This is a genomic window from Pseudomonas sp. ICMP 460 (assembly GCF_002723595.1).
Taxonomy (GTDB): domain Bacteria; phylum Pseudomonadota; class Gammaproteobacteria; order Pseudomonadales; family Pseudomonadaceae; genus Aquipseudomonas; species Aquipseudomonas kitaguniensis.
In genome coordinates this window covers 224,447-249,229 of record NZ_LKBR01000079.1, presented here as the reverse complement: position 1 = coordinate 249,229, position 24,783 = coordinate 224,447, and the positions used below count along the sequence as shown (strand labels likewise).

Annotated in this window: 27 protein-coding genes; 22 read left to right on the top strand and 5 right to left on the bottom strand. The window is 60.3% G+C overall.

The window, feature by feature from the left end:
• Positions 1-384 precede the first annotated feature (384 nt).
• Positions 385-594, bottom strand: a complete 210-nt coding sequence (locus tag AO240_RS27220; RefSeq protein ID WP_099240800.1) for a hypothetical protein — start codon at positions 592-594, stop codon at positions 385-387.
• A gap of 48 nt (positions 595-642) precedes the next feature.
• Between AO240_RS27220 and AO240_RS27215 the strand changes: the two genes are divergently transcribed.
• The 6 genes from AO240_RS27215 to AO240_RS27190 all read left to right on the top strand — a co-directional run bounded on the left by AO240_RS27215 (position 643) and on the right by AO240_RS27190 (position 6,078).
• Entirely contained in the window at positions 643-1,248 is a 606-nt protein-coding gene (locus tag AO240_RS27215) for a DUF4823 domain-containing protein (protein WP_099240798.1), read from the top strand.
• A gap of 14 nt (positions 1,249-1,262) precedes the next feature.
• Positions 1,263-1,823 carry a DUF1285 domain-containing protein gene (locus tag AO240_RS27210; RefSeq protein WP_099240796.1) on the top strand — a complete coding sequence of 187 codons (561 nt, stop codon included), beginning with the start codon at positions 1,263-1,265 and terminating at the stop codon, positions 1,821-1,823.
• A 70-nt stretch (positions 1,824-1,893) separates the two neighbouring features.
• Positions 1,894-2,607 carry a GntR family transcriptional regulator gene (locus AO240_RS27205; protein WP_099240794.1) on the top strand — a complete coding sequence of 238 codons (714 nt, stop codon included), beginning with the start codon at positions 1,894-1,896 and terminating at the stop codon, positions 2,605-2,607.
• Complete coding sequence (locus AO240_RS27200) at positions 2,604-3,605, top strand: ADP-ribosylglycohydrolase family protein (RefSeq protein WP_099240792.1); 1,002 nt, start codon at positions 2,604-2,606, stop codon at positions 3,603-3,605. The genes AO240_RS27205 and AO240_RS27200 overlap by 4 nt, the downstream gene beginning before the upstream one ends.
• Before the next feature lie 96 nt (positions 3,606-3,701).
• Complete coding sequence (locus tag AO240_RS27195) at positions 3,702-5,168, top strand: cytosine permease (RefSeq protein ID WP_099240790.1); 1,467 nt, start codon at positions 3,702-3,704, stop codon at positions 5,166-5,168.
• Positions 5,161-6,078, top strand: a complete 918-nt coding sequence (locus AO240_RS27190; RefSeq protein WP_099240788.1) for a PfkB family carbohydrate kinase — start codon at positions 5,161-5,163, stop codon at positions 6,076-6,078. The genes AO240_RS27195 and AO240_RS27190 overlap by 8 nt, the downstream gene beginning before the upstream one ends.
• 86 nt (positions 6,079-6,164) lie before the next feature.
• On the opposite strand, the gene AO240_RS27185 is transcribed toward AO240_RS27190, so the two are convergent.
• Both AO240_RS27185 and AO240_RS27180 read right to left on the bottom strand, forming a co-directional pair.
• Complete coding sequence (locus tag AO240_RS27185) at positions 6,165-6,431, bottom strand: hypothetical protein (RefSeq protein WP_058412334.1); 267 nt, start codon at positions 6,429-6,431, stop codon at positions 6,165-6,167.
• Between the two features lie 51 nt (positions 6,432-6,482).
• Positions 6,483-6,812: a hypothetical protein gene (locus AO240_RS27180; RefSeq protein ID WP_099240786.1), complete on the bottom strand. Its 330-nt coding sequence runs from the start codon at positions 6,810-6,812 to the stop codon at positions 6,483-6,485.
• 220 nt (positions 6,813-7,032) lie between these two features.
• On the opposite strand from AO240_RS27180, the gene AO240_RS27175 reads away from it, so the two are divergent.
• The 6 genes from AO240_RS27175 to AO240_RS27150 all read left to right on the top strand — a co-directional run bounded on the left by AO240_RS27175 (position 7,033) and on the right by AO240_RS27150 (position 13,078).
• Positions 7,033-7,512, top strand: a complete 480-nt coding sequence (locus AO240_RS27175; RefSeq protein WP_058412332.1) for a GNAT family N-acetyltransferase — start codon at positions 7,033-7,035, stop codon at positions 7,510-7,512.
• 264 nt (positions 7,513-7,776) lie between these two features.
• Positions 7,777-8,598 carry an SDR family oxidoreductase gene (locus AO240_RS27170; RefSeq protein WP_099240784.1) on the top strand — a complete coding sequence of 274 codons (822 nt, stop codon included), beginning with the start codon at positions 7,777-7,779 and terminating at the stop codon, positions 8,596-8,598.
• Positions 8,599-8,617: 19 nt separating this feature from the next.
• On the top strand, positions 8,618-9,613 hold the full coding sequence (locus AO240_RS27165) for a substrate-binding domain-containing protein (RefSeq protein WP_099240782.1): 996 nt from the start codon (positions 8,618-8,620) through the stop codon (positions 9,611-9,613).
• On the top strand, positions 9,610-11,109 hold the full coding sequence (gene araG / locus AO240_RS27160) for an L-arabinose ABC transporter ATP-binding protein AraG (RefSeq protein WP_099240780.1): 1,500 nt from the start codon (positions 9,610-9,612) through the stop codon (positions 11,107-11,109). Before AO240_RS27165 ends, araG begins: the two co-directional genes overlap by 4 nt.
• Before the next feature lie 17 nt (positions 11,110-11,126).
• Positions 11,127-12,092, top strand: coding sequence for an L-arabinose ABC transporter permease AraH (gene araH / locus AO240_RS27155; protein WP_058412362.1), 966 nt, complete (start codon positions 11,127-11,129; stop codon positions 12,090-12,092).
• A 182-nt stretch (positions 12,093-12,274) separates the two neighbouring features.
• The gene (locus AO240_RS27150; RefSeq protein WP_058412328.1) at positions 12,275-13,078 is read left to right on the top strand and encodes an IclR family transcriptional regulator; all 804 of its coding nucleotides are present in this window, start codon (positions 12,275-12,277) and stop codon (positions 13,076-13,078) included.
• Here the strand turns inward: AO240_RS27150 and AO240_RS27145 are convergent, their stop codons facing one another.
• Positions 13,079-14,131 (bottom strand): NAD(P)-dependent alcohol dehydrogenase, encoded by a 1,053-nt coding sequence (locus tag AO240_RS27145; protein ID WP_099240779.1) that lies wholly within the window; start codon positions 14,129-14,131, stop codon positions 13,079-13,081.
• A gap of 222 nt (positions 14,132-14,353) precedes the next feature.
• On the opposite strand from AO240_RS27145, the gene AO240_RS27140 reads away from it, so the two are divergent.
• Positions 14,354-15,244 carry an AraC family transcriptional regulator gene (locus tag AO240_RS27140; RefSeq protein WP_058412326.1) on the top strand — a complete coding sequence of 297 codons (891 nt, stop codon included), beginning with the start codon at positions 14,354-14,356 and terminating at the stop codon, positions 15,242-15,244.
• 80 nt (positions 15,245-15,324) lie between these two features.
• Here AO240_RS27140 and AO240_RS27135 read toward each other — a convergent pair whose 3' ends face one another.
• On the bottom strand, positions 15,325-16,989 hold the full coding sequence (locus AO240_RS27135) for an electron transfer flavoprotein-ubiquinone oxidoreductase (protein ID WP_099240777.1): 1,665 nt from the start codon (positions 16,987-16,989) through the stop codon (positions 15,325-15,327).
• A 531-nt stretch (positions 16,990-17,520) separates the two neighbouring features.
• Between AO240_RS27135 and AO240_RS27130 the strand changes: the two genes are divergently transcribed.
• From AO240_RS27130 to AO240_RS27090, 9 genes are all read left to right on the top strand, one after another.
• Positions 17,521-18,270 carry an electron transfer flavoprotein subunit beta/FixA family protein gene (locus AO240_RS27130; RefSeq protein WP_058412323.1) on the top strand — a complete coding sequence of 250 codons (750 nt, stop codon included), beginning with the start codon at positions 17,521-17,523 and terminating at the stop codon, positions 18,268-18,270.
• Positions 18,271-18,272: 2 nt separating this feature from the next.
• Positions 18,273-19,202 carry an electron transfer flavoprotein subunit alpha/FixB family protein gene (locus AO240_RS27125; RefSeq protein WP_099240775.1) on the top strand — a complete coding sequence of 310 codons (930 nt, stop codon included), beginning with the start codon at positions 18,273-18,275 and terminating at the stop codon, positions 19,200-19,202.
• A gap of 82 nt (positions 19,203-19,284) precedes the next feature.
• A complete protein-coding gene (locus tag AO240_RS27120) occupies positions 19,285-20,100 on the top strand; it encodes an ABC transporter substrate-binding protein (protein WP_099240773.1) in 816 nt (271 codons plus the stop codon).
• A gap of 9 nt (positions 20,101-20,109) precedes the next feature.
• Positions 20,110-20,472, top strand: a complete 363-nt coding sequence (locus AO240_RS27115) for a DUF4398 domain-containing protein (protein WP_058412320.1) — start codon at positions 20,110-20,112, stop codon at positions 20,470-20,472.
• On the top strand, positions 20,469-21,284 hold the full coding sequence (locus AO240_RS27110; RefSeq protein ID WP_099240771.1) for an OmpA family protein: 816 nt from the start codon (positions 20,469-20,471) through the stop codon (positions 21,282-21,284). The genes AO240_RS27115 and AO240_RS27110 overlap by 4 nt, the downstream gene beginning before the upstream one ends.
• A 356-nt stretch (positions 21,285-21,640) precedes the next feature.
• A complete protein-coding gene (locus tag AO240_RS27105; RefSeq protein WP_099240769.1) occupies positions 21,641-23,083 on the top strand; it encodes a PLP-dependent aminotransferase family protein in 1,443 nt (480 codons plus the stop codon).
• Between the two features lie 117 nt (positions 23,084-23,200).
• A complete protein-coding gene (locus AO240_RS27100) occupies positions 23,201-23,692 on the top strand; it encodes a translation initiation factor 2 (protein WP_099240767.1) in 492 nt (163 codons plus the stop codon).
• Positions 23,693-23,851: 159 nt separating this feature from the next.
• On the top strand, positions 23,852-24,106 hold the full coding sequence (locus AO240_RS27095) for a YkgJ family cysteine cluster protein (protein WP_058412316.1): 255 nt from the start codon (positions 23,852-23,854) through the stop codon (positions 24,104-24,106).
• A gap of 41 nt (positions 24,107-24,147) precedes the next feature.
• A complete protein-coding gene (locus AO240_RS27090; protein WP_099240765.1) occupies positions 24,148-24,753 on the top strand; it encodes an START domain-containing protein in 606 nt (201 codons plus the stop codon).
• The last annotated feature ends 30 nt before the right edge of the window (positions 24,754-24,783 follow it).

Here is a 24,783-nt window from a genome sequence, read left to right as displayed (position 1 = left end):
GCTCTTACAGCGAGTCACTTTTGAACAGCGCAAAAGTAACCAAAACGCTCTTGCCCCACCACTCGGTGCCTCGCTTAGGCTCGGCATACCCGCACACAGGCTTGAATCCGTGGGCCGCCGCGATGGGCCATCCTTGGCCCAGCGCGGCTAACCCGGCGTCCTGCCGGGTTACCCACGGATTCAAGCCTGCGNACGGATTCAAGCCTGCGTGCGGCCATCGTGGTTTAACGGGGCGCTTCTCAGATCAAGATCAAAAGCAAGAGCACGGCGGCCTGAAAGCCGACCTGAGTGGTTGAAGCAGATCAAGGGCGGGTTTTGCATACGCGGTAAGATCAAAAGCAAGAGCACGGCGGCCTGAAAGCCGACCTGAGTGGTTGAAGCAGATCAAGGGCGGGTTTTGCATACGCGGTAGGTCTGCTTTTTTTGCTTGTTCTGCTTGTTCTGCTTGTTCTGCTTTTTCTGCTTTTTGTGGGAGGGGGCTTGCTCCCGATAGCGGTGTGTCAGTTGAAAAATATTTATCTGACACACTGCAATCGCGAGCGAGCCCGCTCCCACATTTACGATGCGCACCTTTGGATGGCGCGGATTCTGCATCTCGTGCCCATTCGCCGGATTTCCGTCACCGGCTTCTGGAGGATTAGGATGCGTAGTCTGGTTTTGTTGCTGGCGTCATTGACGCTGAGTGGTTGCATGACCGTCAGCGATATGGCCGAAGGCACTCGCTATCAGATGAGTGACGCAGGCTTGCTGGACCACAGTGATACGCGCCGCACCGCCTCTGTTCGCATACAGCCGGATTCCTTTGTGTTTATCGCCCAAGGCGCGTTTGTGCCGCCGGGCAGCGCCTACCCGCGGCCTAACGTGGTGGCCGAAGAGGCCTTCAACGGCTTCGTCGAGTATTTCCCGATGGTACGCCGCGCCCGCAAGCCTGAAGGGCTGGAACAGGCAATGTCCGAAGCACGTGGGGCAGGGGCACATTACCTGCTGTATTGCCGCTTTGCGGCAGCCGATGACCGTATCGGCAACGCTGATGAGTGGACCGATCAACAGGCGCTGGACCGTGTTGGCCTGGACAGCGGGGTAATCCAGATCATGTTGATCGAGACCAGCACCCAGTATTTGATTGATACTGCACGTATTCGCAGTCGTGGCGGTTTACTGACGTTCCACGACAACACGCCACAAGATCTGATTGCCCGGCCTTTGGCGCAGTACGCTCGGGGCTTGTTGGGCATGAGCGATCAGTAAGCCAGGAGCACCTCATGACCGATACCGCCAAGGCCAATGATCTATTGGCCCAACTGCCCAAAGGCAAGGGGCCGGCGCCGGTGCACTTGTGGAACCCGGATTTTTGCGGCCACATCGACATGCGCATTGCCCGCGACGGCACCTGGTTTTACCAGGGCACGCCGATCGGGCGTAAGCCGATGGTCAAGTTGTTCTCCAATATCATTCGCCGCGATGGCGATGAATATTTCCTTGTTACCCCGGTGGAAAAGGTCGGCATCAGCGTCGATGACGCGCCGTTTGTCGCGCTGACGCTCGACGTTGAAGGGCAAGGCGAAAGCCAGGTATTGCGCTTCACCACCAACGTTGATGAGCAGATCGAGGCCGGTCTTGAACATCCGTTGCGGGTGGTGATCGACCCTGTGACTGAAGAGCCCGCGCCGTACTTGCGGGTGCGCAGCAACCTCGAAGCACTTGTGCACCGTAATGCGTTTTACCAATTGGTCGAGTTGGCCGTCAGCCGCACGATCAATGGTCAGAACTGGCTGGGTGTATGGAGTGGCGGCGAATTTTTCCGCATTGGCCTGGAGCCCTGAGGCCGGCTTTTTCATGCTTCTGACATAATTCGCTTGCGCTGACCGGGCGCTTTCGGTTATCAGTTTGTACATGATTAGACAGGTTCGATTCGATAAAAAACAACGCGTCGTCGACGAGCTCATCCGCCGCATTGAAGGTGGGGTGATGGCCGACGGTTTCCTGCTGCCGGGCGAGCATCAGTTGGCCGAAGAATTCGCGGTCAGCCGCGGCACCTTGCGCGAAGCCTTGGCGGAGCTCAAACGGCGCAACTACATCGCCACGCAGAGCGGCGTCGGCTCCATCGTCACCTTTGACGGCATCGTCCTCGACCAAAACAGCGGTTGGGCTCAGGCGCTGGCCGACACTGGCGCGCTGGTCACCACCGAGATCTTGCGCCTGGAGGCCGTGACCCGCCCAGACTTGCTCAGCCGCTTGGGCAGCGACCAATTCATCGCCCTCGACCGCCGCCGGCGTACCACCGATGGCACTGCGGTGTCGCTGGAACGCTCGCTGATGCCGGCTGGCGGTAACCTGGAAAGCCTGCCGCGGGTCGGCTTGATCGACAATTCCCTGACCATCACCCTGGCGGCCTACGGCTATGTGGGCGCCGAAGGTGACCAATGGATCGGCGCCGAGCCCCTCAGCGCCGAAGACGCAGAGCTGCTTGGGCGGCCTGCTGGCACCGTGTTTCTCAAGGCCTCGCGCACCACGTACGACCGCCGCGAGCGCTTCATGGAGTACGTCGAAAGCTTGCTCGACCCTGTGCACTTTCGCCTGCACCTACAGTTTGGAGCTTCAAAATGACCCCGAATACCCGCGCGCTCGGCGCCTTCTACGGCTTGGCGTTGGGTGATGCGTTGGGCATGCCCACCCAGTCCTTGAGCCGCGAGCAGGTCAGGGCACGCTTTGGCGCCATCACCACGTTGGAAGACGCCGATGCCGACCAGCCCATTGCACCGAATATGCCGGCTGGCTCGATCACCGATGACACCGAGCAGGCGATTCTGGTCGGCCAATTGCTGGTGGACGGTCAGGGCACGATCGAACCGACGGTGCTCGCGCAACGCCTGATCGAGTGGGAAGCGCTGATGCGTGCCAAAGGCTCACAGGATTTGTTGGGGCCGTCGACCAAACGCGCGATCGACATGATCCTCGCCGGCCACACCCCGGAAGAATCCGGGCGCTACGGCACCACCAATGGCGCTGCCATGCGCATCACGCCGGTGGGGATCGCCGCTGATGTCAGCCACCCGGCGCAGTTTATCCAAGCGGTTATCCAGGCTTGCCAGGTCACGCATAACACCACGTTGGGCATCTCCAGCGCGGCGGCGGTGGCGGCCGTGGTCTCGGCCGGTATCAACGGCGTGGACCTGGGTGAAGCGCTGAACATCGGCACGCAGATCGCCCAGCAGGCGGAAAGCCATGGGCACTGGGTGGCGGGCGGGCGTATGTCGACCCGCATCAGTTGGGCGCGAACCTTGAGCGTCGGCAGCGGCGATAAAGCCCTGTTTGCCGACCTGCTGTACGAGTTGATCGGCACCTCCGTCGCGTCTCAGGAATCAGTGGTGGTGTCGTTTGCCCTCGCGCAGCAAGTGGCGATCGGCGAGATGAATGCGTTCGAAAGCCTGTGCCTGGCCGCGAGCCTTGGCGGCGACACGGACACGATTGCCGCGATCCTCGGCGCTATGTTGGGCGCGTGTTTGGGCATGCAGTGCTGGCCGCAGGCGATGGTTGAGCAGGTCAAGCACGTCAACCGCCTCGACTTGCAGCCACTGGTCCAGGGTTTGCTCCAATTGCGTTAAACAGGTCGCTGAGCGCTCCCACGCAGAGCGTGGGAACAATCACCACCTTAAGAATTTGCCACAGCCACAACAATACAGGCACCAGGAGCACCCTTCATGAGTACCCCGTCTTCCGGCCAAAGCGCCGGGCAATTGGAAACACGCGGCATCGAGCCGGTCCCCGAAGGCGAGTGCAACGGCCATCCGCTGCAACTGTTCTGGGTGTGGTTTGCCGCCAACATCAGCATTCTCGGTTTGCCGCTCGGCGCCACCCTTGTTGCGTTTCGTGGCCTGGCCATCTGGCAGGCGATCATCGTTGCTGTCCTCGGCGCTGCCGGCTCTTTTGCGGTGGTCGGCATCATCTCCATCGCAGGCCGTCGTGGGCGCGCACCGAGCCTGACCTTGTCGCGGGCCATTTTCGGTGTGCGTGGCAACATCGGCCCGACGATTGTGTCGCTGATGTCGCGCCTGGGTTGGGAAACCGTCAACACCACGACAGCCGCCTTCGTGTTGCTGTCGCTGTGTTCGATTCTGTTCAACTCGCCGGTCGAGGCCAAAAGCGCTCCGATCCTGACGCTGCTGTTCATCGCGATCTTCGTGCTGCTGACCCTCTCGGTGTCCGGCCTTGGCCATGCCACGCTGCTGGTGATCCAGAAGTGGGCGACTTACGTATTCGGCGCGTTGAACATTCTGGTCGGCGGCTTTCTCTGCGCCACCATCGACTGGAGTGCGGTGTTCAACGCCACCCCGGCACCCCTGAGTGCAATGATTATCGGCGTCGGCACCATGGCGGCCGGCACCGGTATCGGCTGGGCCAACGCCGGTGCCGACATGTCGCGCTATCAACATCGCAGCGTCACCGCGGTGCGCCTGGTCGCGTCTGCCGCATTCGGTGCGGGTATTCCGCTGGTGCTGTTGATCACCCTCGGCGGCCTGCTCTCGGTGGGCAACAACGACCTGGCGTCGGCGACTGACCCGATTATCGCGATACGCGACATGCTGCCGACGTGGATGGCCGTGCCGTACCTGATCACCGCGTTTGGCGGGTTGCTGCTGTCCAACAACCTGTCGGTGTACTCGGCGGGCCTCACCACCTTGACCCTCGGCTTGAAGGTCAAACGCGTGCACGCGGTGATCGTCGACATCGTGGCGATTTTTGCCGGTTCGATTTACTTCATGCTGATTGCCGACAGTTTCTACGCCCCATTCATTACCTTCATCTCGCTGCTGGCGGTGCCGATTACCGCGTGGGTCGGGATTTTTGTGGTCGACCTGATTCACCGTCATTACTACAGCCCCACTGACCTGTTGGACGTCAGCCCAACCAGCGCCTATTGGTATCGCGGCGGCGTGGAATGGCGTGCGTTCGGCGCGTGGGCCGTGGCGATTGTGCTGGGTTTCAGCTTCACCACGCTCGGCACCACCGCTGAAAATATTTGGTTCGCCGGGCCGTTGGCTGACTCCTGGCTGGGCCATAACGGCTTGGGCTGGATTGTCACTTTCCTGGTGGCTGGCGGTATTTATGCAGTATTGGGCGGCGCGGCAGATCGCCGCCCCGCGTTGGTAGAGCGGCCTGATGTCTAGGTTACTGCACACCGGCCAAGTCATCGTCGACCTGGTAATGGCCCTCGACACGCTGCCTGCGACGGGCGGCGACGTACTCGCCAAATCCGCCAGTTTTGAAGTGGGCGGCGGTTTCAACGTCATGGCCGCCGCACGGCGCAACGGCCTGCCCGTGGTGTATCTGGGCCGTCATGGCGAAGGGCGTTTCGGCGACCAGGCGCGCGCGGCGATGCAGGCCGAAGGCGTTGAGATGGCCCAAGCGGCCAGTCAGGGCAAGGACACCGGCGTGTGCGTGGCGCTGACCGAAGCCAGCACCGAGCGCACGTTTATTTCGCATATCGGCGCGGAAGGCGATTTGAGCGCCGACGACTTGGCGCGCGTGGTGCCGCGCGCGGACGACTACGTGTACGTCAGCGGCTACAGCCTGATGCTCGAAAACAAGGCGCAGGCGTTGCTGGATTGGTTGCTGGCGCTGCCGCGTGACATCTGTGTGGTGTTCGACCCGGGGCCGATGGTCAAGGCGGCGGATTCGGCGCTGATGCTGGCGTTGCTGCCGCGTATCGACATTTGGACCAGCAACGGGCCGGAAGCACTTGGGTTCACTGGCGCCAGTTCGCTGGCCGAGGCGCTGGTCGCGCTCAATCGTCACCTGCCTGCCGAGACGTTGCTGTTGGTGCGCGATGGGGCGAATGGCTGTTGGGTGAGCCGTCACGGCAACGCCGAGCATGTGCCGGGGTTCGAAGTGAATGCGGTCGACAGCAATGGCGCAGGCGATGCGCACGCCGGGGTCTTTGTTGCCGGGTTGGCGAATGGTTTGCAGCCTGCTCAAGCGGCGCGCCGGGCGAATGCGGCGGCAGCGTTGGCGGTGATGCGATGGGGCCCGGCGACTTCACCTGGCACCCTCGAAGTCGACGCGTTACTCGCTCAATAAACAAAAAAAATGTGGGAGCAGGGCTCCCACATTGGTGTTGCAGTGCCTGAAAGGCCGAGGTTGCTCGGCCTTCATCGGCAGCTGGATCAGTGCGTACTTTGGCCTTCCAGCTTACGCGCCTCGTCCACGCCGGACGCGGTCAGCTTGATCGGCAAGTTCAACGCGTATTCACCGGCAGCATCGGTGGTCACATGCCCATCCTTGATAAGCCCGCGGTCCTGCAGAAACGCCAAGACACTGGCGACCTCTTTTTCGCCGCGGTAATTGTCCAGCACCTCCTTGCCCAAACCATGCGGGTGGGCGTGCAACAGGCGGGTGAGGACTTCTTTTTCAAGGTTTCTATCGACGTTCATGCGTACCTCTTCACTGGGAAATGATCGGGTGTTGGTGCTGCAGTAGATGCCTTAAGGCGCAGGCTGTTTAGGCGCGCCAGGGATGTTCGAGTCATCGCCTTTGTTAACTTTCGGGTCGTTGACCGCAGGGCCCATTTTGCCGTTGCCCACTGCTGGCGGGCTTTGACGACCAGCGTCATGGCCTTGGGTGCGCGGGTCTGCGCCATTGGTGTTATCGATCACCGCGCCGCCATTGGTGTCCATGCCGGTGCCCATCGATTTTTGCGATTCGGACGTGGCAGGGTTAGTGGTGCCGGTCGACGAGGTCGCGGCGAAGGCGCTCAGCGAGGCGGCAGACAGCAGGCCGGTGAGGGCCAGGGCAGCAAATTTGGAATGCTTCATTGGGGTGTCTCCATATGATTAATGTCCTTACCCTTTATTGGTCAGCCCCCATTTGTGGTTGGTGCCTTGATGTCGACGAACGGTATTGGTGCACCTGTAAGATTTTGTGTGCCGAGTGCTGCGCGACCGGGCACAGCCAGCTCGCCAGGCTCAAATTGCACTGCAATCGGTGATGAATCCGCCTTAGTATGTGCGCTCTGAATTTGCCCAAGGCTCGCCCATGACCATCGAGATTCGCCCCGCCGTGCCCAGCGATGCTGCGCAGATCCTGACGTTTATCACCGAGCTTGCCGAGTACGAAAAGGCCCGCCATGAAGTGATTGCCAGTGTGGTGGACATTGAGCGCAGCCTGTTCAGCGAGGGCGCCACCGCGCATGGCCTGATCTGCTCGCGGGACGGCTTGCCGATTGGTTTTGCGGTGTTCTTTTTCAGCTACTCCACGTGGTTGGGCAGCAACTGCCTGTACCTCGAAGACCTGTACATCAACCCCGAGCAGCGCGGCGGCGGGGCGGGCAAGAAGTTGCTGCGCCATTTGGCGAAAATCGCCTGCGACAACGGCTGTGGGCGTTTTGAGTGGAGCGTGCTCGACTGGAACGAACCGGCGATTGCCTTTTACAAATCCATCGGCGCCCAGCCGCAGGAAGAGTGGGTGCGCTACCGCATGGAAGGCAATGCGTTACGCGACTTCGCCGAAGGCTGAAGCCACGCGCCTGAAAATACCCAGGATCAAGTGTTGAGCATCAACTGTGGGAGGGGGCTTGCTCCCGATAGTACTGTGTCAGTCAGTACATTTTTGGCTGACCGACCGCTACCGGGAGCAAGCCCCCTCCCACAGTTTGGTTCGGGTTCTCGTCAGGTTTTTCTCATAATATGGGATGCAAATTTATATATTGAGATATTTTAAGGTCTGGGTTTATAGTCGGCTGCATCAGCACTCACTGCCAAAAATAAAACAGGTGAAGCGATGCAGCCCCAACCGTTGTCGTTACCCGCGGTGCCCGAGCCTACCTATGGCGCGCGGCTGAACAACAAAGTAGTGATCATCACCGGCGCTGCCCAAGGCATTGGCGAGGCGATTGTCGCCTGCTTCCAGGCCCAGCAGGCGCGCTTGGTGATTGCGGATATTCAGGGCGAAAAAGTCGAAAAAGTCGCCGCGCATTGGCGCGAACGCGGCGCCGACATCGTCGCGCAAGCGGTCGATATCACCTCCAAAGAGCAATGGCAGTCGCTGGTTAACCTGGCCATCGAACGGTTTGGCCGGGTGGACGTACTGGTCAACTGCGCCGGGGTCAATGTGTTCTGCGACCCGTTGCAGATGACCGACGAAGACTGGCGCCGCTGCTTCGCCATCGACCTCGACGGCGCCTGGTTTGGTTGCCGCAGTGTGTTGCCACACATGATCGAGCAGGGCATCGGCAACATCATCAACATCGCCTCCACCCATTCCAGCCACATCATTCCCGGTTGCTTCCCGTACCCGGTGGCCAAACATGGCCTGCTCGGCCTGACGCGCGCCCTCGGCATCGAATACGCGCCCAAGGGCATTCGCGTGAATGCCATCGCGCCGGGCTATATCGAAACCCAGCTGAATGTCGATTACTGGAACGGTTTTGCCGACCCGCACGCCGAGCGTCAGCGCGCCTTCGACTTGCACCCGCCCAAGCGCATCGGCCAGCCGATTGAGGTGGCGATGACGGCGTTGTTTTTAGCCACCGACGAGGCGCCTTTTATCAACGCGACCTGCCTGATGATCGATGGCGGGCGTTCTGTGATGTACCACGACTAAAAACAACAAGAGGTGCCCCATGCTCGTAAAAAACGGGTTCAAGAAAACGCTCGGCGCGTTGGCGCTTGCGATGGCGTTCAGCGGGTTGGTATCTGCCGAAGAAGTCAAAATCGGTTTTCTGGTCAAGCAAGCTGAAGAACCGTGGTTCCAGACCGAATGGGCGTTCGCCGAAAAGGCCGGCAAGGACCAGGGCTTCACCGTGATCAAAATCGCCGTGCCCGACGGCGAAAAAACCCTTTCAGCCATCGATACCCTCGCCGCGAATGGCGCCAAGGGCTTCGTGATTTGCCCGCCGGATGTGTCGCTCGGGCCTGCGATCATGGCCAAGGCCAAGCTCAACGGTTTGAAAGTGCTGGCGGTGGACGACCGCTTCGTCGACGCCAAGGGCAAGCCCATGGAAGACGTGCCTTACGTCGGCCTGGACGCCTACAAGATCGGCCAAAAACAGGGCGAGGCCATGGCCACCGAAGCCAAGCATCGCAACTGGGACTGGAAGGACACCTACGCCGTCATCAACACGTTTGACGAGCTGGAAACCGGCAAAAAGCGCACCGACGGTTCGGTAGAAGGTCTCAAGGCCGCAGGCTTGCCGGCTGACCACATCCTGTTCAGCGCGCAGAAAACTCTCGACGTGCCGGGCAGCATGGACGCCACCAACTCGGCGCTGGTGAAACTGCCGAGTGGCGCGAAAAACCTGATTATCGGCGGCATGAACGACAGCGCCGTACTCGGCGGCGTGCGCGCCACCGAAAGCGCAGGTTTCAAGGCGGCCAACGTGATCGGCGTCGGTATCAACGGCACCGATGCGATTGAGGAACTGAAGAAATCCGACACCGGCTTCTACGGCTCGATGCTCTTGAGCCCTGACGCGTCGGGCTACAAAACCGCCACCGCGATGTTCGAGTGGGTGACCAAGGGCGTCGAGCCCGCCAAGTTCACCGCGCTGGATAACGTGACCCTGATCACCCGCACCAACTTCAAGCAAGAGTTGAGCAAAATTGGTCTGTGGAAATGACCGGCGCGGCCCTGCGTTTCAACGCCATCGGCAAAGAATTCCCCGGGGTTAAAGCCCTCGCGCAGATCAGCTTTGAAGCGCGGCCGCACGAAGTGCATGCGCTGATGGGCGAGAACGGCGCGGGCAAGTCGACCTTGCTGAAAATTCTTGGCGGCGCCTACATTCCGAGCAGCGGCACAGTGCAAATCGGCGAGCACACCATGGCCTTCAAATGCGCCGCCGACAGCATCGCCAGCGGCGTCGCGGTGATCCATCAGGAATTGCACCTGGTGCCGGAAATGACCGTGGCCGAGAACCTGTTTCTCGGGCATTTGCCGTCGCGCTTCGGCGTGGTCAACCGGGGTTTGCTGCGCCAGCAGGCGCTGGCCTGCCTCAAGGGCCTGGCCGATGAAATCGACCCTGAAGAGAAGCTTGGCCGCTTGTCACTCGGCCAACGCCAACTGGTGGAAATCGCCAAGGCGCTGTCGCGTGGCGCGCATGTGATTGCCTTTGATGAACCCACCAGCAGCTTGTCCGCACGCGAAATTGATCGCTTGATGGCGATCATCACGCGCCTGCGCGACGAAGGCAAAGTGGTGCTTTACGTGTCGCACCGCATGGAAGAAGTGTTCCGCATCTGCAATGCCGTCACGGTGTTCAAGGACGGGCGCTACGTGCGCACGTTTGACGACATGAGCACGCTGACGCATGACCAGTTGGTGACCTGCATGGTCGGCCGCGACATTCAGGACATCTACGATTACCGCCCGCGCGAGCGCGGCGAGGTTGGGTTAAAGGTTGAGGGTTTGCTCGGCCCAGGCTTGCGCGAGCCGGTGAGTTTTCAGGTGCACAAAGGCGAGATTCTGGGCCTGTTCGGCTTGGTCGGAGCAGGGCGTACCGAGCTGTTTCGTTTGCTCAGCGGGTTGCAGCGCGCGAGCGCCGGGCAGTTGCAACTCTGTGGCCAGCCACTGCAACTGCGCTCACCGCGCGATGCGATTGCGGCCGGCGTGCTGCTCTGCCCCGAAGACCGCAAAAAAGAGGGGATTATTCCGCTGGCCAGCGTCGCCGAGAACATCAATATCAGTGCACGTGGTAGCCATTCCGCGTTTGGCTGGCTGTTGCGGGATGGCTGGGAGAAGCGCAACGCCGACCAGCAAATTCAGGCGATGAAAGTCAAAACGCCGAACGCGCAACAAAAAATCATGTACCTGTCGGGCGGCAACCAGCAAAAGGCCATTCTCGGCCGCTGGTTGTCGATGCCGATGAAAGTGCTGCTGTTGGACGAACCCACGCGCGGCATCGACATCGGCGCCAAGTCGGAGATCTACCAAATCATTCATAACCTGGCGGCCAGCGGCATTGCGGTGATCGTGGTGTCCAGCGACTTGATGGAAGTGATGGGCATCTCCGACCGCATTCTGGTGATGAGTGAAGGCGCCCTGACCGGCGAGTTGAACCGCGATCAGGCGGACGAAGCACGGCTATTGCAATTGGCACTTCCGCGTACGCGGGCTTGAAGAATTCGAGGTGAATGATGTCGCAAATAAAAACTACAAAAAGCGTTTGGTCGGGTTTTAACCAGCGCAAGTTTCTTGATGATTGGGTGATGTTGCTCGCCGCGTTGGGCATCTTCGTGCTCAGCGCAGTGTTTATCGACAACTTCCTCTCACCGCTGAATATGCGCGGCCTTGGCCTGGCCATTTCAACGGTGGGCATCGCCGCCTGCACCATGTTGTTTTGCCTGGCGTCGGGGCACTTCGACTTGTCGGTGGGCTCGGTCATTGCCTGCTCCGGCGTAGTGGCGGGCATTGTGATTCGCGACACCGACAGCGTGGTGCTCGGCGTCTCGGCGGCGTTGGCCATGGGCCTGGTGGTGGGGCTGATTAATGGCATCGTGATCGCCAAGCTGCGCATTAATGCGTTGATCGCGACCTTGGCGACCATGCAGATCGTACGCGGCCTGGCCTACATCTTCTCCAACGGCAAAGCCGTTGGCGTGATGGACGAGCGGTTCTTCGTGTTCGGCAACGGCCAACTGTTGGGCGTGCCGGTGCCGATTATCATCACCGTGCTGTGCTTCATGTTCTTCGGCTGGCTGCTCAACTACACCACCTACGGGCGCAACACCATGGCCATCGGCGGTAACCAGGAAGCGGCGTTGCTCGCCGGGGTGAATGTCGACCGCACCAAGATCATCATCTTTGCCGTGCACGGTTTGATCGGTGCCTTGGCCGGGGTGATTCTCGCCTCGCGCATGACCTCGGGCCAGCCGATGATCGGCCAGGGCTTTGAACTGACGGTGATCTCGGCTTGCGTGCTCGGCGGGGTGTCGCTGAGCGGCGGCATCGGCATGATCCGCCATGTGATCGCCGGGGTGCTGATTCTGGCGATCATCGAGAACGCGATGAACCTGAAGAATATCGACACCTTTTACCAGTACGTGATCCGCGGTTCGATCCTGTTGCTGGCGGTGATCATCGACCGCATGAAGCAGCGCTAAAAAGGACATCACAGTACCTTGTGGGAGGGGGCTTGCTCCCGATAGCGGTGTGTCAGTTTGCACGTTTGTCTTTGATAGACCGCCATCGGGAGCAAGCCCCCTCGCACATTAGGATCTGCGCTGTATTGAGGTTCGGTATTTGCCATAATGGCGCCGTTTTCGTACTTCCCAATAGGCTCGATATGCAGGAAAACGCCCACACCCCCGTCAAAGACGCCGCGCCCACCGGCACCCAAACCCTGCTGCGTGGCCTGGGCGTGGTGCAAGCGGTGGCGGCGGGTGCGCGCGATCTGAAAGAGATTGCCCGGCGCATCGGCACCACCCGCAGCACCACCCACCGCCTGGCCAGTTGCCTGGTGGATGAGCGTTATTTGCGCGTAGTGCCGCAAGTCGGTTACCTGCTCGGGCCGAAGCTGATCGAGCTGGGGTTTCAGGCGCGCGATGAGTTGCCGCTGGTGACCTTGGCCATACCGTATCTGGATGAGCTGTCGGCGCTGACCGGCGACACCATCCACTTGGCGATTCGCGAATACGACGACGTGCTCTACCTGCACAAAAATCCCGGCCGTAATGGCCCGGAAATGCGTTCGCGGGTTGGCCATCGCATGCCGCTGGCGCGTACCGGCATCGGCAAGGCGTTGCTGTTGGATGATTCGGTCGAGGAGTGGCAGCGGCTGTACGACGTCAGCCTGCCAGCGGGCGGAAAAAGCCTGCAGTGGCCGCAGCACCCGGAGCAATCGTGGGCGCAGTTCGAGCAGCGCATGCGCGAATACGCAGAGGGCGGGTATGCGTTCGATCTGGAAGACAACGAACCGTCGATCCGTTGTGTGGCGGCACCGGTGCGCGATGCCAGCCGGCGAATCGTCGCCGGCATCAGCATCGCCAGTACCGTGCCCTACATGCCGCTGAGCAAAATGGCCGAGCTGATCCCCGTGATCAAACAGGTCGCAGCTCGGCTGTCGGCGGAGTTGGGCGCGAAGGCCTGATCAGGCCTTCAAGGTCGCCATGTCGATGACAAAGCGGTACTTCACATCGCCAGCGATCATGCGCGTGTAAGCCTCGTTGATCTCGCGGATGTCGAGCATTTCGATGTCGCAGGTGATGCCGTGCTCGGCGCAGAAATCCAGGACTTCCTGGGTTTCGGCAATGCCACCGATCAGGGAACCTGCCAACACCTTGCGGCCCAATACCAGCTTGGCAGCGTTGACCGGCGGGTCTACCGGCTCGATCAGGCCGACCAGAATATGCACGCCGTCAAAGCGCAGCACGTCGAGGTAGGGGTTCAGGTCGTGCTGCACCGGAATGGTGTCCAGCAGGAAGTCGAAATACCCGGCGGCGTTTTGCATTTGTTCGGCGTTGGTCGACACGATCACGTGATCGGCGCCCTGGCGCATGCCTTCTTCAGCCTTGCTCGCGGAGCGGGTGAACAGCGTGACTTCAGCGCCCATGGCCTTGGCGAACTTGATGCCCATGTGGCCCAGGCCGCCCATGCCGAGGATGCCGACCTTGTCGCCAGGCTTTACGCCGTAGTGCTTGAGCGGCGAGTAAGTGGTGATGCCCGCGCACAGGATCGGCGCAGCGCTGGCCAGGTCGAGCTTGGCCGGGATCTTCACCACGAAGTGTTCGCTGACCACGATGCTGTCGGAGTAACCGCCCATGGTGTTGCTGCCATCCACACGGTCCGGGGTGGCATAGGTCATGGTCGGGCCTTCGAGGCAATATTGCTCAAGGTCCGCGTGGCAGGCGTCGCACGTGCGGCACGAGTCAACCATGCAGCCTACGCCGACCAGGTCGCCGATTTTGTGCGCGGTGACGTTGGCGCCGACGGCGGTGACTTTGCCGACAATTTCGTGGCCGGGCATCAGCGGGTATACAGCGATGCCCCACTCGTTGCGCGCCTGGTGAATGTCGGAGTGGCACACGCCGCAGTACATGATTTCGATGGCCACGTCATCGGCGCGCGGGCTGCGGCGTTCGAACGACATGGGGGCGAGGGGAGTGGTAGCCGACTTGGCGGCATAACCGATGGCGGTATACATGGGGAAACCTCGCAAATGAAAATGATCACAGAGGCGGTGCATTCTCCGCGCCAAGGGTGGATGCGGCCATGGCGATTGCTCCGAGTCTCATGCCTAAAGCTCCGAAGGGCAGCCAAAAGTGTCAAGCCTTAAGCTGCAAGCTATACACTGAGTGCGCGCCTTGCAGCTTGAAGCTTTAAGCTTGCAGGCGCTGCGATTTGAAAACTTACGAGAACTGCTTTTATGTTGTTGACCCGCCATCTCGACGCCAACGCCACCCTGGTTTCCCTGGTCAAGGGGCTTACGCCTCGCGACGGTTTTTCCCCGACCAGCCTGCCGGGGGTTCAGGTATTGCGCGCCAGTTGCAACGTCGCCCGTGGGCCGCAGATCTACGAACCCAGCCTGATGATCATCGCCCAAGGCAGTAAAGTGGCGTATTTGGGCCAGCGCACGCTGGAGTATGGCGCGGGGCATTACTTGATCCAGGCGATGCCGGTGCCCTTCGAGTGCGAGACTTTTGCCATGCCTAATGCTCCGCTGTATGGCGTGGCGGTGGGGATTGACCGCGCAGTGCTGGGCGAATTGGTCATGGCCATGGGTATTCAGGCAGGCCCGCCGCCCGCAGCGCAGACCCTCGAATCGATGAGCTCGGTGGTGCTCGACAACGCCATGCGCGGCTGCGTGGAGCGGCTGTTGCAGTGCCTGCACGATCCGCTGGAAAGCCGGATCATGGGCCCGGCGCGGGTGCGCGAATTGTTGTTCACCGCCTTGCGCGGACCACAGGCGGATGTGCTGCGTGCATTAGTGGAACAGCAGGGGCAGTTTTCGCGCATCGCCACCTCGTTGAACCACCTGCACGCGCATTACGCCGAGCCGCTGAACATCGAAACCCTCGCGGGTTATGCGCACATGAGTGCATCGACCTTTCACGAGCATTTCAAGCGCTGCACCTTGTTGTCGCCGGTGCAGTACCTCAAGCGTTTGCGTTTGCTCAAGGCGCAGAAGTTGTTGTTGGCAGAAAGCATGAGCGTGGCACAGGCGGCGCACAGCGTCGGGTACCAGAGTACGTCGCAGTTCAGCCGCGAATACAAACGCTACTTCCTGCGCAACCCCGGCGAAGAGCGCGCCGCGTAGTTATTCCAGGCCAAACATACCCTGACTGCAGGGCACAAAAAAAGGCTCCCATTCGGGAGCCTTTTGTTTAACCACCCGCCTTACATATTCGGGTAGGTCGGCCCGCCCGAGCCTTCCGGTGTCACCCACGTGATGTTCTGCGAAGGGTCCTTGATGTCACAGGTCTTGCAGTGCACGCAGTTCTGGGCGTTGATCTGGAAGCGCTTCTCGCCGTCTTCCTTGGTGACCACTTCATACACACCGGCCGGGCAGTAGCGCTGCGCCGGTTCATCATAAAGCGGCAAGTTGGTGCCGATCGGGATGCTCGGGTCTTTCAACTTCAAGTGGCACGGTTGCTCTTCTTCGTGGTTGGTGCCGGAGATGAACACCGAACTCAGCTTGTCGAAGCTCAGCTTGCCGTCAGGTTTGGGGTAGTTGATTTTCTGGCTGTCTTTGGCCAGCTTGAGGCACGCGTAATCCGGCTTGTTGTCGTGCAGGGTAAACGGCATTTTGCCGCCGAGGATGTTCTGGTCGAACCAGTTGAAACCACCACCGATGATCGCGCCGAACTTGTGCACCGCCGGGCCGAAATTGCGGCTGGCGAACAGTTCTTCGTAGAGCCAGCTGGCCTTGAAGCTGTCGACGTAATGGGTCAGTTCATCACCGCCTTCGGAGTCTGCAAACAGGCGGTCGGCCACGGCGTCGGCGGCGAGCATGCCGGACTTCATCGCGGTGTGGCTGCCTTTGATCTTGGCAAAGTTCAGGGTGCCGAGGTCGCAACCGATCAGCGCGCCGCCGTTGAAGACCATCTTCGGCAGCGAGTTCAGGCCGCCTTTGCAGATGGCACGGGCGCCATAGCTGATGCGCTTGCCGCCTTCCAGGTATTGGGCCAGCACCGGGTGATGCTTGAGGCGCTGGAACTCATCGAACGGCGATAAAAAGGTGTTGCTGTAAGACAGGTCGACGATCAGGCCGACCACCACCTGGTTGTTTTCCAGGTGATACAGGAACGAGCCACCGGTGTTTTCGTTGCCCATGATGTCCAGCGGCCAACCGGCGGTGTGCACCACCAGGCCGGGTTGGTGCTTGGCAGGGTCGATTTCCCAGATCTCCTTGAGGCCGATGCCGTAGTGTTGGGCGTCTGCGTCGCTGGCGAGGTTGAAGCGCTCGATCAGTTGCTTGCCGATGTGCCCACGGCAACCTTCGGCGAACAGCGTGTACTTGCCGCGCAGTTCCATGCCCGGGGTGTACAGGCCTTCTTTTGGGTTGCCTTCGCGGTCGACACCGAGGTCGCCGGTGATGATCCCGCGCACCACGCCGTTCTCGTCGAACAAGGCTTCCTGGGCGGCGAAGCCCGGGTAAATTTCGACGCCGAGGTTCTCGGCCTGCTGGGCCAGCCAGCGGCACAGGTTGCCCAGGGAAATAATATAGTTGCCTTCGTTGTGCATGGTCTTGGGCACAAAAAACTCAGGCACCTTGGTGGAGGCGTCAGCGCTGCGCAGTACATAGATGTCATCGCGCACCACCGGCGTGTTGAGCGGGGCGCCGAGTGCTTGCCAGTCCGGGAACAATTCGTTCAGGGCGCGCGGTTCAAACACGGCACCGGAGAGGATGTGTGCGCCGACTTCGGAGCCTTTCTCGACCACGCAGACGCTGATTTCTTTACCGGCTTCGGCGGCCTTCTGCTTCAGTCGGCAGGCGGCAGACAGGCCTGCCGGGCCAGCGCCGACGATGACCACGTCGAATTCCATGTATTCGCGTTCCACAGGCTATCTCCTACTCAAGGCTCAACAGGCTTTTTTCTAATGGGTGGAGGTTCGGTGTCGTGTCCGTCATCGCTGCATCCGGGGCAGGCGATGACCCACCTTTCTCTCTAGGTGGAGCATTATATCTACACCACTGTCAGCGTCCAATACAAACGTTTGTTTGAATTGGCCGCAGGCTAGGTAAATCAAAGCAACGCGGCTTATGACGGGCTATTTTGGCGTATTGACCAGAATAGGCGTTCCGGTCAATATACGGTCGGTTTTGCGCATACCGTAGGCATACCGCAGGTTTCAAGAGCACGTCCAAAAGCACGGCAATGGCAAAACAGGTCACGCGCGTTTAATTGATGGCGCGCAGTTTACACGCCGCGATAAAGAATGGCCTCTCAGTCACCACTGACGAACGGTCATCACTTCCCGTGAGCAAGGCCACCCGCCGCGGTTTTTGGAGGTGCCCTTGTGTGCCGATGAGCATCAACCGCCAGGTTCGCCTAGGCGACTTTCTTTTCACCGGAGAGTAACGAGGAATCCATGAAGGTTCTTGTAGCTGTCAAACGCGTTGTCGATTACAACGTGAAAGTTCGCGTCAAGGCGGACAATTCCGGCGTCGACCTCGCTAACGTCAAGATGTCGATGAACCCTTTCTGCGAAATCGCTGTGGAAGAAGCCGTACGCCTGAAAGAGAAAGGCGTGGCGACTGAAATCGTCGTGGTTTCCATCGGCCCTGCCACTGCCCAAGAGCAGCTGCGTACCGCCCTGGCATTGGGCGCCGACCGCGCCATCCTGGTTGAGTCCGCTGAAGAACTGACCTCGCTGGCCGTGGCCAAGTTGCTCAAAGCGGTTGTCGACAAGGAACAGCCTCAGCTGGTGATCCTTGGCAAACAAGCGATCGACAGCGACAACAACCAGACCGGCCAGATGCTGGCTGCACTGACCGGTTACGGCCAGGGCACCTTCGCGTCGAAGGTAGAAGTGAGCGGCGACAGCGTGGCTGTGACCCGTGAAATCGACGGCGGCGCGCAGACAGTTTCGCTGAAACTGCCGGCCATCGTCACCACCGACCTGCGTTTGAACGAGCCGCGCTACGCGTCCCTGCCAAACATCATGAAAGCCAAGAAGAAGCCTCTCGAAGTGCTGACTCCGGATGCTTTGGGCGTTTCCACCGCCTCCACCAACAAGACCGTAAAAGTTGAAGCGCCGGCTGCACGCAGCGCAGGCATCAAGGTCAAGTCGGTGGCTGAACTGGTCGAGAAACTGAAAAACGAAGCGAAGGTGATCTAATCATGACTATCCTCGTAATCGCCGAACACGATAACAAGGTGCTGGCCCCGGCCACCCTGAACACCGTGGCCGCTGCCGCAAAAATCGGCGGCGACATCCACGTGCTGGTTGCTGGCCAGAACGTTGGCGCCGTGGCTGACGCCGCTGCAAAAATTGCCGGCGTGAGCAAAGTACTGGCCGCCGACAACGCCGCCTACGCTCACCAGTTGCCGGAAAACGTTGCCCCGCTGGTAGCAGAGTTGGGTGCCGGCTACAGCCACATTCTGGCTGCCGCTACCTCCAACGGCAAAAACATCCTGCCGCGCGTTGCTGCGCAGTTGGACGTTGATCAGATCTCCGAGATCGTTTCGGTAGAAAGCGCTGACACGTTCACGCGCCCGATCTACGCCGGTAACGCGATTGCCACCGTGCAATCGACTGCCGCGATCAAAGTCATCACCGTGCGTGCTACCGGTTTCGACCCGGTTGCCGCTGAAGGTGGTTCGGCTGCCGTTGAAGCCGTTTCCGCTGCCCACGACGCTGGCACTTCGAGCTTTGTCGGCGAAGAGCTGGCCACGTCGGACCGCCCTGAGCTGACCGCTGCCAAGATCGTCGTTTCCGGCGGGCGTGGCATGCAGAACGGTGACAACTTCAAGCACCTGTACGCCCTGGCCGACAAGCTGGGCGCTGCGGTCGGCGCTTCGCGCGCTGCCGTCGACGCAGGTTTTGTACCCAACGACATGCAGGTCGGCCAGACCGGCAAAATCGTTGCGCCACAGCTGTACATCGCCGTCGGTATTTCCGGCGCGATCCAGCACCTGGCCGGCATGAAAGACTCCAAAGTGATCGTCGCGATCAACAAGGACGAAGAAGCGCCGATCTTCCAGGTAGCCGATTACGGCCTGGTGGCGGACTTGTTCGAAGCCGTCCCTGAGTTGGAGAAGCTGGTCTAATCCAGTCGCTTCACTTATAAAGAGCCCGGTCTTTGGACCGGGCTTTTTTTTGCACACCTTTTTGATTTCGGGAGAAACCGCCATGCAACTGCGCCCGTGGGCCGTACTGCTGGGCCTCACGCTGCTGCCAAGCGTTGCGCTGGCCGCCGGCAAATGTGAGCGCCTGGTGATCACCGGCAGCCCCGACGCGCCGCCGCTGTTGTGGCGTGACCCGCAAGACCCGACGCACCTGATCGGCGCCACTGCGGATGTTTTGCAACAAGTTGCCAGCGACCTCGGGCTGAAAATCGACCTGCTCTACGGCGGCAAACGCTCCCTGGCACTGGATGAAGTGCGCAGCGGGCGCATGGACATTCTCGCCGATGCGCCGCTGAACCTCGGCGAGCTGGACACCCTCGACTACATTCACCCAGCGCTGATGCAGATTGATTACCGGGTATGGACCCGCAAGGATTCGCCGTTGGCCTACACCACGGCCGCCGACCTGCAGGGGCATAAGGGCGCGGTCTCGGAGCGCGCGCGCTTGAGCGCCGACTTTGAAACCTTTGCCGGCCAGCAGCTCAGCCTGCAACGCCTGCCCAGCTTGACGCCGGCCTTTCAGAAGCTGCTGCTGGGGGAGGTCGACTATGTGCTGGCCGGGCGTTATTCCGGCATGGCCATGGCCCAGACGCTGGGCATGAGCAACGACCTGATCGCGCGCGACGTGCCGGTCGATCGGCCCGGTTTGTACCTGGCGATTTCGCACAACTCGGCCTGCAACGATCCGTGGCTGCGCGGACAGTTGGCGAAAAAGATGACAGAATTGCACGCGTCCGGTGTGGCGCAAGCGGCAACGCAGCGCAACCTCGAGCGCTGGAAGGCGCAATTGCAGCAACCCGTCGGCACCCCAGCAAAGTAAGGATTTACAGTGACTCTTCGACCTCTTTTCGCGGCCCTCGCCGTTGTCGCTTTGGCGGGATGTGCAGCCGATCCTGCGCCGAACGAACAAGTACGCCTGACCCAGCAAGCGCTGGAGCAAGCCAACGCGGTGGGTGCCAGCACCGACGAATCGCCTGAACTGAAGCTGGCCGAAGACAAGTTCGCCAAGGCCAAGGCCGACATGGCCGACCAATCCTACAAGCACGCGCGCATGCAGGCCGAACAAGCCGAGTTGGACGCGCGCCTCGCCGAAGCCCAAGTGCTGACCCGCAAGAGCCAGGAACAACTCAATGTGCTCAACACGCGCATCACTCGCCTGCGCAAGCAATTGCAGTTGGGAGAAGCCCAATGAGCCCGATCATTCGTGGTGTGAGCTGTGCTGTGCTGTTGGGCAGCGCGGTGTTGGGCGGTTGCGCCAGCCAGCCGAACAGTGAGCAAGCGTTGCAGCAGGCCGGCAGTGATTTTCAGAAGGTCAAGGAAGACGCGAACGTGCTGCGTTTCGCGCCCAAGGATGTGATTCGCGCCGGTGAGTCGCTGGCGCGTGCCGACCGGTTGTCGAGTTATTGGGGCAGCGGCGCCGACGTGGTGCATTACGCCTACCTGAGCCAGCGTTACAGTGCGATTGCCCGCGAACATACCCAGCAGGGCTTGAATGCAGAGCGCGGCACCCAGCTCGAACTGGAGCGTCAGCGCCTGCAACTGGCGCTGCGTGAAACCAAGCTGGCCAGTGTGCAACAGCAAGGCAAATGGCTCGAAGACCAAATCGCCAGCCTGACCACCACGCAAACCGATCGCGGCCTGGTGATGACCTTGGGCGACGTGTTGTTCGACACCGGCGAAGCGCAGTTGCAAAACTCGGCCAACCGCACCGTGTTGAAAATCGTGCAGTTCCTGCAACTCAACCCCAAGCGCGTGGTGCGCATCGAGGGCTACACCGACAACACCGGTGGCGAGCAGGAAAACCTCAAACTGTCACGTGACCGCGCGCAGTCTGTGGCTGACGTGCTGATGGACCTGGGGGTCGACGATAAGCGCATTCAGGTTGAAGGGTATGGCGACCAATACCCGGTAGAAGCCAACGCCTCCGAACGTGGCCGCGCGCAGAACCGCCGCGTCGAAATCGTCTTCTCCGACGCCAAAGGCCAGCTCGGCGCCGCCCGCTAACAGCCTGCCCGTTACGCGCGCTGTGCAGGGCTCATGCAGGAAAAAAATTCAGGGCCTGTGCAGGGCTCATGCAGGAAAAAATTCAGGGCTGGTGCAGAAAAACTGTGGGAGGGGGCTTGCTCCCGATGGCGGAGTGTCAGGCACCCAAGATGCTGGCTGAACCACCGCCATCGGGAGCAGGCCCCCTCCCACAGGTCCCCTCGGTGTAGACCTGAAACGCTGTTCAACACCCTTTTAATTTTCTCTATCACTGCCGCCCGCGCTCGACTATTGTGGCAACTGTCCCCGTACACTTCTAAACTGTGCTGGTATGTTTCACACAAAAATAAAATGCCCGTGAAATCGAGTGCTGCGTCATGACCAATCTGTTGCTTTACCAACGTATCGCCCAGCAACTGGCTGAGGACATCCGGCGCGGTGTCTATCAACCCGGTGAGCGTGTGCCTTCGGTACGCAAAATGAGCTCACAGCTCAACGTCAGCCATGCCACCGTGTTGCAGGCCTACGCCAACCTGGAAGATCAGGGGCTGATCCGGGCGCGGCCGCAATCGGGTTATTACGTGCACCAGACGCCTGCGCTCACGGCGCCCACGCCAGACATCGCGCGGGTCGAACGCCCGGGGTTGGTCACCCGCAGCAGCATCATCCAGCAAGTGTTGGTCGAGTCGCGCCGCGAGGGCGTATTCCCGTTGGGCGCCGCCGTGCCGAGTGTCGACTACCTGCCCGTGCGGGCGCTGCACCAGCAGTTGGCCAAGGTCACGCGGTTTCAAAGCCCGCGGGCATTCAGTTACATGTTCAGCCCGGGGTTTGAACCACTGCGCCGCCAAGTGGCGATTCGCATGCGCGATGCCGGCGTGGTGGTCGACCCGTCTGAAGTGGTGATCACCCACGGCTGCGTCGATGCATTGCAGATGTCCTTGCGGGTGCTGACCCGCCCTGGCGACTTGATCGCCGCCGAGTCACCGACCTATTACGGCTTGCTGCAACTGGCCGACCTGTTGGGCCTCAAGGTCATCGAGATTCCCAGCGACCCGGCCACCGGCATGAGCCTTGAGGCCCTGCAACTGGCCGCCAACCAATGGTCGATCAAGGCCCTGGTATTGACCACGCGCCTGAGCAACCCGTTGGGCGCGACCATGCCCGAGGAGCGACAGAAACAGTTGCTGCGCCTGGCCTCGGATTTCGATATCCAGATCGTCGAGGACGATATTTACGGCGAACTGATGTTTGAACCGGGCCGCACCAAGGCGCTGAAAGCCTATGACCGCCTCGACCGGGTGATCTACTGCTCAAGTTTTTCCAAGACCTTGTCGCCCGGTGTGCGCATCGGCTGGATGATCGCTGGTAAATACCAGCAGGAAATCCAGCGGCTGCAGATGTTCAGCACCCATTCGGCGTGCAGCGTCACGCAGATGGGCGTTGCGGCTTACCTGGAGAACGGCGGTTACGACCGGCACCTGCGCCACATCCGCCAGGAATACCGCAAGAACCTCAGTGCCTTCCAACTGGCCGTGCAGCAGTACTTCCCCGAAGGTACACAGATGACCCGCCCCACCGGCGGCTTTATCTTGTGGGTCAGTTTACCGGGGCGGGTCAATACTCAAGAACTGCACGTGCGCGCACTGCAACAGGGCATCAGCATTGCGCCGGGGGTGATTTTCAGTAACACCGAACAGTTCAACCACTGTATTCGCCTCAACTGCGGTACGCCGTGGAACCGCGAGGCGGAGCGGGCGTTGATGACGTTGGGAATGCTGGCCAGCCAGCTCTGCCAGGAAACCGCAGCCGCAGGCTTTTGACGCCCGGTTGAGGCGCACAACCGGGACACCGCCCAAGCGCCTGCTCAATCAATAGGCTTGTCATGCCGCGCACAACAAGCGAGCATATGGCCTTCTGCCGTTAATGCTGTTGGCACTATGACCTCTATTTTTCACGCTGCTGTGGTGGTTGGTTTATTAAGCCTGTGTAACGTCGGCACGGCGCTGGCGGCCGCTGCCGTGACTGAAAGCAAGCCTGCCGCGAGTGCCGGGCAGAAGGCACCGGCGAAGAAACCCGCACCGGCGAAAAAGGCGCCCGAAACCAAAAAGAAAGCCGCCGCGGTTAAAAAGCGCAAGCCGATAGCGAGCAAGTCAAAGTCGGCGCACGAAGTGGCCAAGACCAAACTGCCACCGGCCCAATTGGACCTGTCCCTGCCGTCAGACATGGTCAAGCATTTGCAGCCCATCGGCACCATGCCCAAACCCAAAAGCGTGCCATTGCTACCGCCGATGTTTGGCGAGAAGCCGTCCGATAACAGCGCGTTCCAGATCAATGGGCGCTTGCTGAGCAACGAAATGAAGCTGCAATTGCGCAGCGATGAGCGCCGTGATGTGGAAGGCGCTGCGCTGGATTTCGAATTCAAGCAATAAACTTCCGGCTAAACGTGACGCCTGCCACTGACCCTCTGTCGGAGACTGGTCAGTCACTTTGGTTTTTGCGAAAAACCCCTGTTGGACCATTTTAAAACGGCTGTTTTAGGGCGTACTCTAACCCCGCCATCCTATTGAGTCGTCGAGGACCTGCTGGTCATGAAATGCCGTGAAGGCTGTGGCGCTTGCTGCATTGCCCCCTCTATCAGTTCGCCATTACCGGGAATGCCCATGGGCAAACCTGCGGGCGAACGCTGCCTGCACTTGTCGGTCGAACAGCTGTGCCAGCTGTTCGGGCAACCGGAGCGACCAGCGGTGTGCAGTGATTTCAAGGCCGACATTGAGGTGTGCGGCACCGACCAGCCCGATGCGATCCGGTTGATCGGCTGGTGGGAGCAGATGACGGCGGCTTGATGGGCTTTACTCTCGGAACTTCAACAATAAGGAATACAACAATGGGTTCGCTGAAACGAATGGCTGTGCTGTGCGGTTTTACGCTGTTGTTCGCCGCCACTGCCCAGGCTGAAGATTGGCAAGTCGCCAAGGACGAAGACGGTATCAAAGTGTCGTTGAGCGAAATCGCCGGCTCCAAGTACAAGGCGTATCGCGGTGTGACCGTGATCAAGGCACCGATTGCAAAGATCCAGGCCCTGCAGGAAGACGTGGCCGCTGCCTGCGCCTGGATCCACGAATGCAAGTCGCAAAAACTGCTCAAGACCGAAGGCGACAAGAGCTGGACCTACACCCAGTTCAAGGCACCGTTCCCGGTGACCGACCGCGACTCGATCCTTCAGATCACCACCTCCAAGGGCGCCGATGGCAGCATCACGCGCACATTGCTCGAAGTGCCGACCTACCAGCCAGAGGTTAAAGGTTACGTGCGTGTTGCCCAGGTAGAGGGTTTTTGGAAGCTGGTGCCCAAAGGCGACAACCAGACCGAAGTGACTTACCAGGTGCACACCGAGCCGGGTGGCAGCGTGCCGTCGTGGCTGGCCAACAAGTTTGTGGTGGACGCACCGTTCAACACGCTGAAAGCCTTGAAGCAACACGCTGAAAAATAAGTCGCATTAATCAGGTGCCTCCTGACGTGA